The 16,706-nt window shown below is 60.2% G+C and carries 14 protein-coding genes; 6 read left to right on the forward strand and 8 right to left on the reverse strand.

Annotated elements, in window-relative coordinates; all coding sequences use genetic code 11:
* Nucleotides 1-22: 22 nt before the first annotated feature.
* A complete protein-coding gene (locus AC1DIH_RS06285; RefSeq protein WP_477771025.1) occupies nt 23-634 on the forward strand; it encodes a DNA-3-methyladenine glycosylase family protein in 612 nt (203 codons plus the stop codon).
* Complete coding sequence (locus AC1DIH_RS06290; RefSeq protein WP_477771026.1) at nt 631-951, forward strand: Ada metal-binding domain-containing protein; 321 nt, start codon at nt 631-633, stop codon at nt 949-951. Before AC1DIH_RS06285 ends, AC1DIH_RS06290 begins: the two co-directional genes overlap by 4 nt.
* Here the strand turns inward: AC1DIH_RS06290 and AC1DIH_RS06295 are convergent.
* On the reverse strand, nt 914-1,810 hold the full coding sequence (locus tag AC1DIH_RS06295) for a LysR family transcriptional regulator (protein WP_477771027.1): 897 nt from the start codon (nt 1,808-1,810) through the stop codon (nt 914-916). The two genes, AC1DIH_RS06290 and AC1DIH_RS06295, sit on opposite strands and share 38 nt — an antisense overlap.
* 100 nt (nt 1,811-1,910) lie before the next feature.
* Between AC1DIH_RS06295 and AC1DIH_RS06300 the strand changes: the two genes are divergently transcribed.
* Nucleotides 1,911-2,573, forward strand: a complete 663-nt coding sequence (locus AC1DIH_RS06300) for an NADPH-dependent F420 reductase (protein ID WP_477771028.1) — start codon at nt 1,911-1,913, stop codon at nt 2,571-2,573.
* A gap of 135 nt (nt 2,574-2,708) precedes the next feature.
* Here AC1DIH_RS06300 and AC1DIH_RS06305 read toward each other — a convergent pair whose 3' ends face one another.
* From AC1DIH_RS06305 to AC1DIH_RS06325, 5 genes are all read right to left on the reverse strand, one after another.
* The gene (locus AC1DIH_RS06305; RefSeq protein ID WP_477771029.1) at nt 2,709-4,028 is read right to left on the reverse strand and encodes an outer membrane protein transport protein; all 1,320 of its coding nucleotides are present in this window, start codon (nt 4,026-4,028) and stop codon (nt 2,709-2,711) included.
* Nucleotides 4,029-4,189: 161 nt separating this feature from the next.
* Complete coding sequence (locus AC1DIH_RS06310; RefSeq protein ID WP_477771030.1) at nt 4,190-6,091, reverse strand: acyl-CoA synthetase; 1,902 nt, start codon at nt 6,089-6,091, stop codon at nt 4,190-4,192.
* Nucleotides 6,091-7,047 carry a fumarylacetoacetate hydrolase family protein gene (locus AC1DIH_RS06315; protein WP_216742185.1) on the reverse strand — a complete coding sequence of 319 codons (957 nt, stop codon included), beginning with the start codon at nt 7,045-7,047 and terminating at the stop codon, nt 6,091-6,093. The genes AC1DIH_RS06310 and AC1DIH_RS06315 overlap by 1 nt, the downstream gene beginning before the upstream one ends.
* 81 nt (nt 7,048-7,128) lie before the next feature.
* Entirely contained in the window at nt 7,129-8,220 is a 1,092-nt protein-coding gene (locus tag AC1DIH_RS06320) for a VOC family protein (protein ID WP_477771031.1), read from the reverse strand.
* A gap of 88 nt (nt 8,221-8,308) precedes the next feature.
* Nucleotides 8,309-8,923, reverse strand: a complete 615-nt coding sequence (locus tag AC1DIH_RS06325; protein WP_477771032.1) for a TetR/AcrR family transcriptional regulator — start codon at nt 8,921-8,923, stop codon at nt 8,309-8,311.
* 362 nt (nt 8,924-9,285) lie between these two features.
* On the opposite strand from AC1DIH_RS06325, the gene AC1DIH_RS06330 reads away from it, so the two are divergent.
* A complete protein-coding gene (locus AC1DIH_RS06330; protein ID WP_477771033.1) occupies nt 9,286-10,530 on the forward strand; it encodes an NADH:flavin oxidoreductase/NADH oxidase family protein in 1,245 nt (414 codons plus the stop codon).
* Nucleotides 10,531-10,645: 115 nt separating this feature from the next.
* On the opposite strand, the gene AC1DIH_RS06335 is transcribed toward AC1DIH_RS06330, so the two are convergent.
* Both AC1DIH_RS06335 and mhpA read right to left on the reverse strand, forming a co-directional pair.
* A complete protein-coding gene (locus tag AC1DIH_RS06335; RefSeq protein WP_477771034.1) occupies nt 10,646-11,290 on the reverse strand; it encodes a TetR/AcrR family transcriptional regulator in 645 nt (214 codons plus the stop codon).
* A 2-nt stretch (nt 11,291-11,292) separates the two neighbouring features.
* A complete protein-coding gene (gene mhpA, locus AC1DIH_RS06340; protein WP_477771035.1) occupies nt 11,293-12,951 on the reverse strand; it encodes a bifunctional 3-(3-hydroxy-phenyl)propionate/3-hydroxycinnamic acid hydroxylase MhpA in 1,659 nt (552 codons plus the stop codon).
* Between the two features lie 339 nt (nt 12,952-13,290).
* Here mhpA and AC1DIH_RS06345 point away from each other — a divergent pair, with 339 nt between their 5' ends.
* Both AC1DIH_RS06345 and AC1DIH_RS06350 read left to right on the forward strand, forming a co-directional pair.
* Nucleotides 13,291-16,191 carry an ATP-binding protein gene (locus AC1DIH_RS06345; protein ID WP_477771036.1) on the forward strand — a complete coding sequence of 967 codons (2,901 nt, stop codon included), beginning with the start codon at nt 13,291-13,293 and terminating at the stop codon, nt 16,189-16,191.
* A gap of 216 nt (nt 16,192-16,407) precedes the next feature.
* Complete coding sequence (locus AC1DIH_RS06350) at nt 16,408-16,623, forward strand: hypothetical protein (protein WP_477771037.1); 216 nt, start codon at nt 16,408-16,410, stop codon at nt 16,621-16,623.
* The last annotated feature ends 83 nt before the right edge of the window (nt 16,624-16,706 follow it).

Consider the following 16,706-nt stretch of genomic DNA (forward strand, 5'->3'; position numbering starts at 1 on the left):
TGATCTTCTGTCTGGAAAAACCATGCCCTATCACCCCGCCAGCCACTACCTGTCCGCCATCGACCCGGACTGGGCGCGGCACATCGCCGCCATCGGCCCGTGCCTGCATCAGCCAAAACCGGCTCGTGATCCCTACGAAGCGCTGGTTCGGGCCATTGCTTATCAGCAACTGCATGCCAAGGCCGGCGATGCCATTCTCGGGCGTTTGATAGCGCTGTTTCCCGATTCGCCGTTCCCGACACCCGAGCAATTGCTGGCCTGCGAATTCGAGGTGCTGCGCGGCTGCGGTTTCTCCGGCAGCAAGATCGCCACGCTTCACGGTATCGCCCAAGGCGCGCTGGAGGGGCTGGTGCCGGATCGTTCAAATGCGCTGGCGATGAGCGACGACGCACTGATCGAACGCCTGACCCGGTTACGCGGTGTCGGCCGCTGGACTGTCGAGATGCTGCTGATCTACACCCTCGAACGCATGGATATCCTGCCCGCCGACGACTTTGGCGTGCGCGACGGCTACCGCCGCCTCAAAGGTTTGGAGCAACAGCCAAGCCGCAAGCAGATGATCGATATCGGTCAGGCATGGAGTCCCTATCGAACCGTGGCCGCCTGGTATTTGTGGCGAGTGCCGAACCCATGAAACGCTTTGTGCTGATCAACGCTCAGGGCGAACCGCTAGACAGCACCGAATCCGGACAAATGGGCGGCCATCGACGATCCCGAATCTACGGTCGACTCGACTGCCCTGCTGCACTGCGAGCCATTGCCCGTGGCGGCTATGTCGCGCACCGGGTATTTTTCGCCGATGAAGCCACAGCCCGCGCCGCGGGTTATCGACCGTGTGCGGTATGTTTGCCGCTGGCGTATAGGGAATGGAAAAAAGCATCCAGTCTGCGGCTTGGACAACTCAAAAGCCTGCTCAAACCGCACCAAAGCGGGCGATTGCCGCATCGATAAATCGTCGGAGTTTGGCGGTTCTCTGACGATTGGCCGTGTAGAGCAAATGCATGTGTCGGCTCGGCGCTTCGAAATCGGCCAGCAGCCGTACCAACTCGCCGCTTTGCAGCGCCGGCTGAAGAAAGTCTTCGGGGCCAAGGACAATTCCAAACCCGTCAAGCGCGGCGGACAGCAGTGCTTTGCTCTCGTTGACCTGCAAACGACTGGTGACTTGTACCTTATGAACGGTGGAGCCTTTGCAGAACAGCCATTCGCGGTCGGCCGGGCGGGACCAATAGGCATATCCCAAACATTCATGGTTCTCGAGATCAGCCGGTGTTTGTGGCGTTCCGCGTTCAATCAGGTAGCTCGGTGCCGCGCAGGCCACCAGCCGATAAGGCGCCAACGGTCTGGCGGTCAAACTGGAGTTGGCCAAGGGACCGATCCGGAAAGCCACTTCATACCCCTCCTCCACCAGATCGACGAAGCGATCCGTCAAATGCAGATCGATTTCCACTTCAGGGTGCTGACGCAAAAAATCCGTCACGAATGGCATGAGGCTATAGGAACCGAAAGTCACGGGCGCACTGATTTTCAGTTTGCCACGAGGCGTGTCATTCATGATCTGCGCAAGGGAGTCGGCAGCCTGGGCTTCGCTCACAATATGCTTGCAGCGCTCATAGTAAGCACTCCCGAGTTCAGTCAGGCTCTGTCGCCGGGTGGTACGGTTCAGTAACCGCGCCCCCAGCCGGTGCTCAAGAGCGGCAACATGTTTGGCCACCATCTGCGGCGACATGCCCAAGCGCTCTGCGGCACGGGCATAGGAGCCTGATTCCGCCGCCATCACAAAAGCGCCCATGCTCGTCAGGCGATCCATCATTCAACACTCCTGGTAACAAGACTAAGTCCCCGACGGTAATTTATCCCCCATTGGTTGCCAATCATCATAGCCTCTTCCTGACAAACAACGGAGCAAGGACATGCGGATAGGCATTGTTGGCGCAGGGTTCATCGGACGTGCAGTGGCGCAATTGGTTATAGCTGCAGGGCACGAGGCAATGCTCAGCAACTCACGTGGGCCACAGACCATGAGCAGCGTGCTCAGTGGCATTCCCGGCAGTAAAGTCGGGACCCTCGAGGAGGCAGCGCAGTTTGGCGAAGTGGTTCTCGTGGCAATCCCCCTGGCGCATTACCGAAGCGTGCCAGCCAAGTGGCTGGAGGGCAAAATCGTCCTGGATGCCAACAACTACTACCCGGAACGAGACGGCCACATTCCCGTCCTGGACCGATTCGAAACCACCACCAGCCGCCTGCTCGCCGAACACCTGCCCCACTCCAGGGTGGTCAAGGTCTTTAACGCGATCCTCGCTCAAGACCTGGTGCAGGACTCGCGCCCGAAAGCGGCACCCGACCGACGCGCACTGCCGATCGCTGCGGATGACCCGGTCGCGAAAGCCCTGGTGATCACGTTGCTGGACGAGATTGGATTCGACGCTGTCGATGCTGGCAGTCTTGATGAAAGCTGGCGATTCGAACGGGCCAAACCCGCCTACTGCATCCCCCTGGATAAACAGGGGTTGAAGGTTGCCTTGGCGGCGGCTCAGCGGCAGGTTGAATTGCCGGATGGTTCGTGGCGCCGCTGAAAAGCCCGCAACCCACAGGATCGAGAAAAGAGCTGGAATTGCCGGCCCCCCACCCACTGCCGCAAACGTGTTCGCGGCAGCGGGTGCTGATTGGCAGGCGAAAATGGGCGCCCTTAAAAAGAGCCGTCGCGTCGATCAGTACCGATAGGTTGCCTGCACTGAAACCCCACTCGCACTGTTTTCATAATTGGCACTGTAGGCCGGTTGAAGACCGGAAGTGTTCGGCTGGTTCACCGAAGCCTTGGAATCCCAGAGATAACCATAAGCAAAGTCTATGGTCAGATCGGGAGTCGGCAGATAAGCGCCACCCAAGGTCACGGCCTGGCGGTTGCCAACCGGAATGCGCACGCTGCGATCGGCATTTCCAACGGGCGATGGATCATAGGCGTAGCCTGCGCGCAACAGCCATTGCGGGGTCAATTGATAGGATGCGCCCACCGCGGTGGACCACGTGTCGTGCCAGTTCAGTTTTTCGCCCACACTCCCCAGGCCGACACTCTGGCCAGCGGCGGAAACATCGCTGTTGATCGCCTCGAACTTGTCGAGTCGGCTCCAGCGTTTCCAGGTGGTTCCCAGGTATCCGGTCCAGCGACTATTGAAATGATGGGTGATGGATGTATCCACTGATTCGGGCATATCGATAGCTATCTTGGCGGGATAACTTCCGTCCAGCGGGAGAACACTCGGGGAGCCGGTAACTTCCGTATGCCCTTTGAGCTGATAGCTCACCTTCGAGTGATAGTTAATCCCCCAACGGGTTGCCTCGCTCAAGTCAACCAAAAGGCCGACGTTGTAGCCCACTGCCGTGTCATCGCCTTTGATGGTGACCCGTGTGTCCTGGCCGTTGTTCAAGGCGCCGGTGGCCAGGTAATTCTGAAGTTTGGCATCGAAACGGTTCAGGGTCGGTCCGCCGCCAATGGACAAGTAATCATTGATCCGATAGGCAATCGTGGGCTGCAGGGTGACCTCCTTGGTCGAGCTATAGGAGCCATGGTAGCGGCCCTGAAAACTGCTTTCGTAGTCATTGATCAGACCACTTGGAGCATAGAGGCCCAGCCCCACCGAAAAACGATCATCAAGCGGCGTCGATATATAGAAGAAGGGCACGACCCCCAGCGGTACCGAATTCCCCTTGCTCGTTCCTGCGACACCGCTCTGCGCATCGCTAATGTCGTCGCTCACCGAGACGACCGCAGCCCCGCCGGAAATTTCACTGCGCTGCAACTTGGTCAAGCCTGCCGGATTTCCAAAGATAGTGCTGGCGTCCAGCGCGGAGGACGACCTTCCCGCATAAGCCGTTCCCGCACTGCTGGCGCTTTGTTCGTTAAGGGCAATGCCATTGGCGCTGGCCAGTGTAGAGGCGCTGAGCAGTGCCATGGCGCTGGTGAACTTGATCCACGCAGCACACTTGCGCTGAGCTGAGAGACACAGGACCGCACGGCTATTCAGTTTCATATTCCACCTCTTGTTTATTGTTTTTGTTGATTGCACGCAGGCAAGGCTTCGCCTTCCTGTGCACTTGTCAGTGCCAGTTGGAGTGGATCGACGTTGTGTAAAAGGCCCTGACTGATGAGTGTCAGGACCTGTTTGCTGGACTTACGGAAGCGAATTCGGGCTCATTCAAGCCACTCGACTTGAAAGCTGTAGTGTCCGAGGAGAGGAGCCAGGACTTCCTGGTCAGTTCCGGCCCTGATGCAGGCGACAGGCCCACGGCGATTATCCTGTATGACCTCCACTGCAATATCCGAAAGCCCCAGGCGCTCCACTGCCTGAAGGATCACCCTGGCAATCTCGCGCTGCTGCAAGGCAGGCTTGAATATCTTGCCCACGGCAGTCAGTGGCAGTGCTTCGAGGATTTCAATGCGCTTGGGAACTGCTGCCCGCTCGCTGATGTTGAGATGAGCGAACGCCTCAAGCTCTTCGGCGTTGCAGACTTGCCCGGGTCGCAGTTGAACGTAGGCGACCGGCACCTCGCCCGAGTAGACGTCGGGGCTCCCGATTGCGGCGGCCAGGGCGACGGCGGGATGGGTTTGCAGAGCCTCTTCGATTTGCTTGGGATCGATGTTGTGGCCACCGCGGATGATCAACTCCTTCTTGCGTCCGGTCAGCCAGAAGTAACCTTGCGCATCCTGGCGCCCCAAATCCCCCGTATTCAGCCAGCGCTGACCGTCGATATCGATCCAGAGGCCGCGGTTATGACTTTCTTCCAGATAGCCTCCGAAGAGGTTCGGGCCACTGATGGTGATGAGGCCGATCTCATCCACATTGGCGTCACGCAGGTACTCTCCAGAATCATCGAGCACAACCGCGCGCATATTCTGATAGGCGATCCGCATCCCGATGGAACCGATACGGCGCTCGCCATGGGGCGGATTGATCGAGGAAACGCAGGCGCCCTCGGTCAGGCCATAACCTTCAAGGATCTTTACCCCGGTCCGGCGCTCGAACTCCCGGAACAGCTCAGCCGGCATGGGGGCGGCGCCACACATGGCATAGCGAAGACTGGACAGGTCGCGGCCCTGCCATTCATTTTGCAAAAGTGCGGCATAGACAGTGGGTACGCCGGAAAAGAAGTTGATACCGAAGTGCTCGACCATCTCCCAGAATCGTCGGATCACCCCCTCGCCACGATACCCATGAGGCGTCCCGAGGATAACCTGGTCGCCTTGAGTCCAGGGCATCAGGCCCGTCACCAGCTGTCCATTGACATGAAACAGCGGCAAGCCACAAAAGATGACCTGGCCACTGCTGCGTGGCTGCATGTGAGCGGCCATGGCCCATGCATTGAAGACTTCCGAGCCATGGGTTCGCGCGGCGATTTTCGGGAGCCCTGTGGTGCCGCCGGTACAGATGTAGGACGAGCACTCATCCTGGCGGATTTGCCGACCGCTCTTCAGGTGTGTGTGCGGCTGCGTATTCATCAGCGATTGCCAATCGTGGATCGCGATTGCGCTGTGCACGGCTCGTTCCTTCAGTGCCACGGATTTCAGAATCCCGCGCACAGGTTCGGCGACATAGGGTTCCATGCTGACCCAAACCACAGACCTGACCGCGGGCAACTGATCCAGCTGCGAAGCCAGTTTGGGCCACAGATCGCTACCTGGAGTCGGTGCGAGTGTCACCACCACGGAGGCCTTCGCCGCGTTCAGCAAACCGGACATCTGCTTGGCTTCGAGCAGAGGATTGATCGCCATGACGATGCCTGCCGCCTCCCCGCCCCAAATAGTGAAATGGGTTTCCGGCAGGTTGGGCAGGATGAACGCAAGCACCTCGCCCGGCTTTATGCCCAGGTCATGGAAGGCATTCGCCGCGCGGGTGATGTCCGCGAAAAGCTCGAAATAGTTCCAGTCGTGGGTGCTTTTGAAGTCAGTGGCGTCGGCGAAGAAACTCAATGCGGGCGCGTCGGGAGTGCGTCCGGCCGCACGTCTCAGCGCTTCATAAGTGCTGGAAGCCAGGCCACGCTCCGACAACGGGACTCGTTCGATACTTTCGATGTCGTTCAGGGTCTGCACCGTCATCAGGCTTCTCCCACGACTCGGTTGCGTTGCACGCCGAGGTCGATCACGCCATCGGCGCTGCGAATGCGCGCTTCGACCACGTCACCCGCCTGGAGGTACTGCGTCCGGCCTTCCTGCGCCTTGAGGAAAAGCTTCCACTTGGTGGCTTCCGGCATCAGGGCCGCAATGCGCTGTTTGGCAGGCGAAGGTACCGTTAGCGCACAGCCGGCAGGAGTGCCGGTGGCGATCAGGTCTCCGGGGGCGAGATCTTGCACTGATGAGAGTTCGGTCAGGGTTTCAGCGGGGCCGTAAACCAGATTCGCCGTGCTGTCGTTCTGGCGCACCTGATCGTTGACCGTCAGGCGCAGTTGCAGTGCTTTGAGGTAATGCATGTCCTTGGCATCCAGAAGGCAGAGGTAGGGGCCGACCGGGCCAAACGTGCGGAAGCTCTTGCCCTTGTAGAACTGCATCTGGGGAATCTGAATGTCACGGGCCGAGTAGTCATTGACGATGACGACGCCGGCGATGAACTCATGCAGGTTAGCGTCGGTGACAGTCACGGCGCCGGTGATCGCGCGTTTCATCACCAGCCCCAGTTCGATCTCGTAGTCAAGGAAGCGCACGCTGCGCGGCTTGATCAGGTCGCTGTCGGCCGCCACCAGGCAACTCGTCGCCTTGGTGAAGATCATGTTGAATTTCTTCGCATCCGGGTCCATGCCCGACTCGATCATGTGCTGACGGTAGTTGGCGCCCTGGCAGACGAACTGCTGGTTACGAGTCACCGGCGACAGCAGTTTCACTTCGCCTTCATCCAGCTCCGTACCGTTCATTCGAGCGAGGTCGTCGATGCTGTTCTGGCGAATGAAGTCGCCGGTGGTTTCAAAAACACCGGGGACAACAGTGATACGGCCTTGGCGTAGCACGCCCCAGTGGATACCGTTCTGAAACTCAAAGCGGACTACATGTACAGCAGACATTGAAGGTACTCCTGGAGCGTGTTTGTCCCGCGCGCGGCAGCACGAGAACTGTGGTGTTGTTCTGAGGAAGGGCTGGCGGGTCTACCCGAACATCCGCATCAGCGTTATCAACTTGCGAATGGTCAGGTCCGGGCTGCGCCGCAGGTTGCGGATCAGCGCGCGCAGATTGGTCAAGCTCATCTTGGGTTTGGTAAAACTCTTGGGCATGCGCTGCCCCCACTGCGCCATCGCCTCGGGACTCACGGGATGAATGCCCGTAGGCTGAGCATCCGTGAAGATATCCCCGTCGCAGTAATGCTCGTGTTTATCGCCCCAAGGGTCCTGCCAGTAATCGAAGATCTGACTGCCCAGGATGTGCCGGCCGATTCCCCATGAGTGCTCCCACCCCCGCTCCCGCAAGACGCGCTGCCCCATGCCTACCGCGTCTGCATCGACGACCTCATAGGCGCTATGGCTGTAGGTGGCCATGAACCCTTGCGCTATCGCGAGCGTATGGTGAGCCGTTGGAATCTCACCAAGGTCAAGGCGCATGAAGGCGACGATCGGTGTGCCGTCGGGGAGTACCTGCACATCGCTGGGAATAAACCCGAAATGCTGCGTATACCAGGCACAGGTCGCCTGGTAGTCGGCCACTTCAATCACGATGTGGCCCAGTTTGAGTATTTCAGGCGGTGCGATCGGCGGGCGCTGCGTGGCGTTGATGCGTGGCTGCTCTTGCGTCAGATTCCAGGGAAGCGGGGCTCTGTGCACCAGGGTTTTACCTGGAGCCTGGTCGCATACAGCTTCTACAATGAACCCGGAAGGATCGGTCAGCCTGACGTAATGCCCACCGCCAGGATGTGCCGATTTCTCGACCGGTGACGCGCCCGGGATTCGAGCCAGCTTTTGCAGATCCTTGAGCGACTGGACTGCCAGTCCGAACCCGACAAAGCGTGCATGGTCTGCACGATGGACACGGTAACAATAGGCAGCCGCTCCAGTGGCGCGCAGATAAAGCGTATCGGCGTTCTGATGACTGACGGTCAAACCAAAGTCCGTCAGGAACCGCGCCGCCTCGTTCAAGTCCGGCCGTTGAAAGATCAGGTGAGTCAGATCCTGGGCCTTCACCGTCGGCTGCGGATGCCGGGCCGGATGTTGTGTCGCCAACTGGCACATTTCATTTTTGTTGTTCATTGTTCTTGTTTTCCGGTTTTTCAGGCCAAAACGATCCCCGCCCCCCTGAAAATGCCAGAGGTGTTTTTTGTCGGGTCGGTTACCGCGCTTAGTCGAGTGGGGGAAGTGCCGGCAACTCTGTGGTCGCCAGCGCTCTAGCCTCTTCGTGAGGCACGCCCAATGCCCGTAGCACCAGCTCGGCCGTGTCAGAGCCTGATTCGCGCCACGTTCTGTGCCCTTCCAGCACCAGGAAAATCGAGCCGAGGACGCTGCTCGATATCAGCGTCAGTACCGAGAGCAATTGCTCCTGCGCAAACGTGTACCGCCCACTGGACAGTCCGCTCAGAAGATCAGTAGTCGCTTGGCTGCTGAACATTTCGCGCAACGAAGAGTTGCTCATGGCGAATTTATGGATGAACGCCCCCCACTGGGGGTCCTCATGAGCTCGACGAATGAAAAATCGAATGCCATTGGCAAGGCGCTGAGCCGGATCGGAGAGGGAGTTGAAGCTCTTGTTGACGCGCTCATGCATCTCCCTCGCGAGATAGCCGGCGACCTCCTCGAACAGGTTTCCCATGCTGACAATATTGCTATAGATCGTGCCGCGCGCCACGCCTGCCTCTTGCGCAAGGTCGAGGACGTTCACCTGAGAGGTGCCTTTTTCAGCGAACAGGCGAAAGGCGGCTCGATGAATGCGGCGCTGTATCGGATTTAGGGATTCCACGCTCTCTCTCCAGAATTACCATATGGACCAATTGAACACTCGTGTTCATCCGCCGTCAACAAGGTTTTTCGAATCAAGAACGTTCCTCACGCTAAAAGGCGTTCTATTGCCCCACATTCCGGATTTCATGAGTGATATGGCAAGGTCAATAAAAGGAGGCTGCAGATCTCTACATATTGACTTAGCTGAACACGTGTGTTCATCTTCGCAATACATCAGCCCCCTCCTGGCAGGGCCTTCAAACCGGCCCATCGATGTCATTCAGGACTCGACAATCCTGAGGAGCCCCGTGCCGACGTCTCTGCAAAGGTATTTATCCCAGACGATGACCGGCCGACTTTTCATTAACTGAAGGACAGAACATGACCGGCTCAAAGCTCTTCGAACCGCTCCGATTGCCTAACGGCACGGTGATTCCAAACCGAATCGCCAAGGCCGCCATGGAGGAGAACCTTGCCAACGAGGATCACGCACCAGGGGAAGCGCTGACCAGGCTCTATCGGCGTTGGGCGGACGGAGGGGCCGGCTTGATCATCACTGGCAATGTCATGGTTGATCGCCACGCCTTGACCGGACCGGCTGGCGTGGTACTTGAGGACGATCGGTACCTGGGCAAATTCAGTCTATGGGCCGATGCTTGCCGCAGTCGTGGGGCCCAGGCCTGGATGCAAATCAATCATCCCGGACGGCAGCTATTGGCTTCAATGGGGCAATCTGCACGGGGGCCCTCCGCGATCGCCGTCGACATTCCCGGGTTATCGAAAGCTTTTGTGCCGCCCAGGGCCTTGAATGAGCTGGAGATCGAAGAGCTGATTGAGCGCTATACCCATGCGGCAGTACTGGCCGAGCGTGCCGGATTCACCGGTGTGGAGATTCATACAGCGCATGGCTATCTGTTCAGCCAATTCCTTTCGCCCTTGACCAACAGGCGTAGCGACCGCTGGGGTGGCAGCCTGGAAAATCGTGCGCAAATTCTCCTGCAAACCATCGATGCCATACGTCAGCGAGTCGCACCGAGCTTTTGCCTTGCTGTGAAACTCAATTCCGCAGACTTTCAGCGAGGCGGTTTCGATGCTGAGGATGCAACTCGCGTGGTGGAAATGCTCAACGCCAAGGCGGTCGACCTGGTCGAGTTATCAGGTGGCAGCTACGAAAGCCCGGCGATGCAGGGGCAAACCCGCGATGGCAGCCGCTTGGCTCGAGAAGCCTATTTTCTCGAGATCGCGCAGAGAATAGGAGAAGTCGCGCGCATGCCGCTGATGGTCACCGGCGGCGTGCGTAGAAAGGAGGTCGCGGAACGCGTGGTGAGCGGCTCGGTATCGATGGTGGGGCTTGCCACTGCACTGGCCATCGAGCCGGCCCTGCCCGGCCTGTGGATGGCCGGTCAGAACACCGAAGTGGAGCCCATCGTCGTGCGCTGGAAGAACAAGGCGCTGGCATCGCTTGCGTTGTCGTCGGTCGTCAAGAAGCAGCTCGGCTTGCTGAGCCAGGGGAAACGGACAAAACCCAGGATGTCGCCACTCATGGCATTGATTGGCAATCAGCTGAAATCTCGTCGCCAGGCGAAGAGCTATCGGCAATGGATTGGCCGGTTGCCCGTAAGTTAAGGCGACGACGCGGTCCGTAGCAGCTGTCGTAGCCTGCTGCTACGGGGAATGCGCGAAGCCAGAAAGTCCTTCTTACCGGCATTGGGGTCTAGCGAGCTCGAGGATGACTTCAGGACTAGGGGAGCGGCTTACCGGCAATTCGCTTGGCTCTGGCAGGTGTTGCGCCCAGAGCCTTGAGAATCATCTCGGCGACCCGCAGATCGTGCTCCGGCACCCCACGCCCCTCGACCACCGAACGCATGGCTCCGGTGGTGCACGATACGACCATGTCCAGGGCGATCCCTTCGTCCTCGTAAGCCAAAGTGCCCGCGCGCAGGCCATCACGCAGGTCGCCCAGCACATGGGCAGCCAGGCGCGAACGCATGGTCTGGTCGGAATGGATGATGCGCAGCAGCGCGTTGGCCCATTGATGGTCGTACGCGGCCCGGCATACGAACATCCGCACGCCAATCGAAAGCCGCTGCGCGCCGCAGTGCACGTCCGAACTCAAGGCGGAAATGGCATCGGAGAATTCGGTCGCCATGGCGATGCCAACTGCCTCGAGCACTTCGTCGCGTGTTCGAAAATAGTTGTAGATGGTGCCGTTGGATACCTCGGCCTCCGCAGCGACGTCGAGCAGTGCAATCTCCCCCACCTCCTTGCGCGCGACAAGACGCAATGCCGCGTCCACCAGGCCGCGACGGGTGCGTTCGCGCTTCTTGTAGCCTCGGGTGAGAGGCTCTTGCGCAGTTGCTTCTGAAGGACAAATGGGGGACGGCATCTTCAGGCTCTTAATCGAGGGGGTTCGTTGATGGTAATGGAAACGCTATCGGCAGTGGAGTCGGTGCAAGCCATCAGGATCTGGCAGTCTCGAATGAGACTGCCAGCCTCTACGCCGGGAGCATGGTGCATGATGATGCGGTCAGGGCGAATCGCGACGAGCGTGCCTTTAGCCGCCAGCGACAGGATGTCATGGTTCAGGTCTTCAATGAAGTCGCAACGGCCGCCGGAGCGTTGGCCGCGTGTTCTGATTTCCAGGAAATGCCCGCCCATCTTTTCCCAGGAAACGACTTGAGCAGCGGTCAGCAGCGACAGTGGGTCTACGCCGAATCCAACCAGGGTCAGGTTGTCCCCAAGCGCATCGTCGCTCAGTTGAATCTGCTTTTGCGTGTTGCGAACCCAAGCCTGCGGAAACAGGCTGCCACGTAGCAGCTTGTCGCCCCGACGGTGCTTCACGAACAGCCCGTGCTTGAAGATGTTCTTCGGCTTGATATCCAACTGTTCGAAATACCTCCGGGTAGCGGGTGTCAACGTCAGCATGCGCATCAGGCCGTGGATGAAGAACGCCGCAAGCTTGTTCTTGGGCATCACCAGGCGGCCCATGAGTTTCGCCAGATTGATCATCGCCTGAGCATGGGGGCGGCGCTCTACGTCATAGGTCTCGAGCACCGCCGGCGCGGCATAGCCGCGAAGGACCCAGGCCAGTTTCCAGGCCAGGTTGGCGCCATCTCGAAGTCCCGCTACGAGACCTTGCCCGACAAAAGGCGGCGTGATGTGCGCGGCGTCGCCGGCGAGGAAGACGCGGCCCTTGCTGAAGCTGTTGCAGCAGCGCGCATGGAATCGATACACCGCCTTGCGTTCGATTTCCAGCTCCTGCGGTTTGATCCACGGCTCTATCAGCCGAGCGATGCTTTCCGGGCTTTCCAGTTCTTCGCGCGATTCGCCGGGTTGCAGCATGAACTCCCAGCGCTCCCTACCGCCGGGTGCGGGCATATGCGGCGTTGGGCGCCGTGGATCACAGAGAAACTCAATGTGATCAATCGCTGACTTATGCCGATTCATGACATCGACAATCAGCCAATCCTCCGCATAGGTCTGCCCTTCGAACTCCTGGCCTATCAGTGTCCTGACCCTGGAGCTTGCACCATCCGCCCCGACCACGTACTGGGCGCGAACGGAATGCGAACGACCCTCCTGATCCCGTACGGAGGCAACGACGCCGTCCGCCTCCTCGACCAGGCTTTCGAGCTCGAAGCCGCCCAGGCTGGTCACTGACTTCAGCCGGGAAACCTGGCTGCGCATCGCTCGTTCGAGGTCCGGTTGATAGAAGGTCACAAGCTTGGGGTGGCCGTCGATACACCCGGCAGTGTTGGCGCGACCGAATTGCCCGAGAACCGGCGAATGCATCTTTACTTCCGGGATAGCAATCTTCTCGAAAGCCTCCTCCGACAGTCCGGCGAGTTGCAGGATACGCAGCGCCTCGTTGTCCAGGGCAATCGCGCGGGGCATCAGAACGATCTCATGGATCTTGTCCAGCACCAGTGTCTTGACCCCATAGCGGCCGAGCAGCGCCGCGATTGTCGCACCGACCGGACCGTTACCGACGACCAGCACATCGACGGCGGCGGGAGGCAGTTCGGATACTTTCTTGTTGTTGTTCATATCGAGCCCTTGTTGTGATTGAAGTCGTGAGACGCGCCGGTCTCATCGTCAGGCAATGTGAAGGTATGCAATATTGAGAGATATTTCAATATTGATGTTTTAGTCATTAATTTTTGAGATCATTGCCACCCCCGGATGAGGCCACCCGGGTTGTGCTGTAAGTGTCAGGGGGACTTGCGAATCGAGCGGTCCGAAGAGACGAATCCCGGATACCCGAGGAGTGGAGTCACGCTTGCATCAGTTTCCGACCGGTGAGGCTTGGCTTCCGAGCCGATCAGCGTTGTCATGGAAGCCACGCTTCACAGCGCACAACTATGTTTTAGTCTTCAGGAATCAAACGTGGCGCGTCCGCAGCCCCATCCGAACCCCGTCCAGCTCTGCTTCGTCGAGTTCGAACTCGACGAGGCCAACGCCTGCTTGTTACGTAATGGAGAACCCGTGGCGTTGGCGCCGACGCCCTTCACCCTGCTGTGCGTGCTTGCACGCCAGCCGGGATCGCTGGTGACCAAGGATGCACTGCTCGATGCCGTGTGGGGGCATCGGTTTGTCAGCGATTCGGTGCTGAAGACGGCCATCAGCGATCTGCGCAAGGTGTTGGGCGACGACCCCAGGCAGCCCCGCTTCATCGAGACGGTGTCGCGGCGCGGCTATCGCTTCATCGCCGCGCCGTCCCCTGCCCCTTCGATGCCGCCTGCAGCCACCACGTTACCCGCCGCTGGCGCGCATCCGTCGCTGCCATTCATCGGTCGCACCGACGAGGTTTCAAGACTGCAACGAGCATGGGTGCGGGCATGCGGCGGCCAACGTGCAGTGGTCTGGCTCGCCGGAGAGCCGGGGATTGGCAAGACCACGTTGATCGAACATTTCCTCGCCAGCCTTGGCGGCGGCATCGCCTGCGCACGCGGCCATTGCGTGGAACACTACGGCAGCGGCGAACCGTACTTGCCGGTGCTGGAGGCGTTGGCCGATCTGTGCCGCAGCGACTCCACTCTGCCGGCGCTGTTGCGCGCCGTGGCACCGACCTGGCTGCTGCAACTGCCGTGGCTGAGCACCGCAGAGGAGCGCGACGCATTGCGGCGCGAGCTTGCCGGCATCGGCCCGGACCGCATGCTGCGGGAAATGGGCGAACTGCTGGACCGCTACACAGAACAGCGCCCGCTGTTGCTGGTGACCGAAGATCTGCACTGGAGCGATCGGGCGACGGTCCAGCTCATCGACTATCTGGCGCGGCGACGTAGCCGCATGCGGTTTATGTGGCTGTCGAGCTTTCGCCTCGCCGAGGTGGTAGCGCTTGATCACCCACTCAGCTCGTTGCGCCACGAACTGCGCCTGCAACGCCTGTGCGAAGAAGTGGTGCTCGATCCGTTCTCGGAAACCGAGGTCGCTGACTATATTGCGCTGCATTCCGCCTCGTTGGCGCGAGATGAAACCTTCGTGCGGGCCCTGCACGAGCGCACCGACGGTGTGCCGTTGTTCGTATCGTCAGTCATCAGTGAAGTGATGGGCCCAACGGACGACGATGCCACCATCGAGGCCCGGCTGGCGGGATTGGCGGTCCCCGAGAACCTCGCGGCCATCATCGATCACTACATCTCCAAGCTCGGACAGGAGCAGCGTGCGCTGCTTTCGGCGGCAGCGGTGTGTGGCGTCGAATTCCGGGTCGAGACCGTTTCGCGGGCCCTCGAGCGCGACCCCGCGTCTGTGGCGGACACCTGCGAGGAACTGGTGCGCAAGCAGGTATGGCTCACACGATCGCGGGCCACCGACGTCGAAGAAACGGCAGAGCCACCCTACTCGTTCCGGCATGCCCTCTTCCGCCAGGTGCTGTACGACCGCACGCCGCGCTCATTGCGCACCCACCTCCATCACCAGGTCGGCGCCACCCTCGAACGCGAGCGCATGGCCGGTGTACCGATTGCTGCCTCGGAACTGGCAATGCACTTCGACCGGGCCCGGCGGCCGATGGTCGCGCTGCGCTACTACGCCGAGGCCGCAGAAGCCGCGCTGCTGCACTTCAGCCCGGCCTTGTGCATCGCCCTCACTGAACGCGCGTTGGTCCTGCTGACCCAGGCACCGGACGGGACCGAGCGCGCTACGCTCGAAATCACCTTGGCCACGCTGCAGGGGGTGTCGGCTTTCCACATGTTCGGTGTCGGCGACGAAGCCAGGAACGCATTCGAACGTGCATACACGCTGCTCGCGGATGTACCCGAACATCCAATGCGCGGTCGCCTGCTGCACGGATTCGGCTATCTGCTGGGTCTGCGCGGCGATTATGCGCTGGCGCTGGAGGTGGCAGAACGTGCCGAAGCCCTCTCGTCCGAGACGCACGATCCAACACTCATGTTGGCGGCGTGCATCGTGCAGGGCGAAGTGCATCACCTTCAGGGGCGCACGCAGACAACCCGCCGTTGGCTAGAGCGTGCCCTCGCGATTGCCGAGCCGCTGGACATCGGGGCGAACGAGGTTTTTGCGACCGATCCTCAGGTCATGCTGCACGGAATGCTGGCCATAGAACTCGTGCGTTCCGGCCTGATTGAGCAAGGCCGAGCCCACATGCAGCGGGCGCGGACCCGCGCGCAGGCGCTTCGCCAACCGATGACCTGGCTGGTCGCCACCTGGCAGGAAGTGTTGATCGAGGTGCGGATGGGCAACCCTGTGCGTGTGGCGGCGCTGGCTGACGACCTGCAGAAGCTGGTCGATGAGTATTCGCTCGCACTGGGACGTACGGCTTGCCGCTGGTGGCGCGGCTGGGCCGACGCGCGCAACGGATCGCCGCGTGACGGCTACCGACGCATCCGCCAGGCCTACGAAGAACACACCGGGCTCGGCATGCGCTCCGGCGCCAGCGAGGTGCTCGGCTATGCCGCCGAGGCGTTGCTGCTGGCGGGTGATTACGACGTCGCGCGAGCCGAGCTGGAGCAAGCACTACGAGTAGGAGAAGAACTGGGCGAGCGCGTATACCTGCCGCAACTGTTGCTATTGGAGGCAGCGATTGCGCGGATGCAAGGCCAACTCGACGCCGGCAACACGGCGGTTCGGCATGCGATTGAAGAGGCTCGCGCCCAGGAAGCTCCGTGGCTGGAACTGCTCGCGCTGGTCGAACTGTGCGAGCACCACGACGCCACGGCCGAGGACTTTCAAGCACTGGCTACGCTGGTTGACCAGTTGCCCGAAACGGATGGAACCGAGCTGGTGAAATGTGCGCGCTCGCTGCTTCTGGCTGCAAGGCCCGCTTGAAGAGTTAAAGGCGCAAAACCTGTGGGAGCGAGCCTGCTCGCGATAGCGGCGGGTCAGCTTACATTGATGCTGAATGTACCGCCGTCATCGCGAGCAGGCTCGCACAGGGACTGCGGTGTTCATGTCTGTCCCGACCGAAGTCCGACCTTTCGCTTACGACTCCACCCAGGGGACGGCCTACGCTGTCGTCGAACTTTCCTGAGCCCCTGGTCTGCGATGATCCTGAACCCTGAATCCAAGTACCCGAGCCGCCGCTCGTACGTAGTGAAGCTGCGTGGCGATGCCGCACCGGGAGCCCTCGTCGGCCGCCTCGAAAACCTCGTCACCGGGCGTCAGCGGGAGTTTTCGTCCGCTGAAGAGCTGCTGGAGTCGATTGCCTCGGACCTTGCGTCGGCGGCCGGCGAGCACACGGCAGATGCCGACGGCGAATGACGCCTCCAACACCAATGAGCACTCGATATGGCGACCGAACGGCGACGCTTCGCTGACGACTTCGCGCATACCGGGCCCTACGC

It is taken from the genome of Pseudomonas sp. 05N36 (assembly GCF_056397385.1).

Bases quoted from the DNA above. Each gene is read 5' to 3' on its own strand.
- AC1DIH_RS06285 (WP_477771025.1), top strand. From the start codon at position 23: ATGCCCTATCACCCCGCCAGCCACTACCTGTCCGCCATCGACCCGGAC.
- AC1DIH_RS06290 (WP_477771026.1), top strand. From the start codon at position 631: ATGAAACGCTTTGTGCTGATCAACGCTCAGGGCGAACCGCTAGACAGC.
- AC1DIH_RS06295 (WP_477771027.1), bottom strand. From the start codon at position 1,810: ATGATGGATCGCCTGACGAGCATGGGCGCTTTTGTGATGGCGGCGGAA.
- AC1DIH_RS06300 (WP_477771028.1), top strand. From the start codon at position 1,911: ATGCGGATAGGCATTGTTGGCGCAGGGTTCATCGGACGTGCAGTGGCG.
- AC1DIH_RS06305 (WP_477771029.1), bottom strand. From the start codon at position 4,028: ATGAAACTGAATAGCCGTGCGGTCCTGTGTCTCTCAGCTCAGCGCAAG.
- AC1DIH_RS06310 (WP_477771030.1), bottom strand. From the start codon at position 6,091: ATGACGGTGCAGACCCTGAACGACATCGAAAGTATCGAACGAGTCCCG.
- AC1DIH_RS06315 (WP_216742185.1), bottom strand. From the start codon at position 7,047: ATGTCTGCTGTACATGTAGTCCGCTTTGAGTTTCAGAACGGTATCCAC.
- AC1DIH_RS06320 (WP_477771031.1), bottom strand. From the start codon at position 8,220: ATGAACAACAAAAATGAAATGTGCCAGTTGGCGACACAACATCCGGCC.
- AC1DIH_RS06330 (WP_477771033.1), top strand. From the start codon at position 9,286: ATGACCGGCTCAAAGCTCTTCGAACCGCTCCGATTGCCTAACGGCACG.
- AC1DIH_RS06335 (WP_477771034.1), bottom strand. From the start codon at position 11,290: ATGCCGTCCCCCATTTGTCCTTCAGAAGCAACTGCGCAAGAGCCTCTC.
- mhpA (WP_477771035.1), bottom strand. From the start codon at position 12,951: ATGAACAACAACAAGAAAGTATCCGAACTGCCTCCCGCCGCCGTCGAT.
- AC1DIH_RS06350 (WP_477771037.1), top strand. From the start codon at position 16,408: ATGATCCTGAACCCTGAATCCAAGTACCCGAGCCGCCGCTCGTACGTA.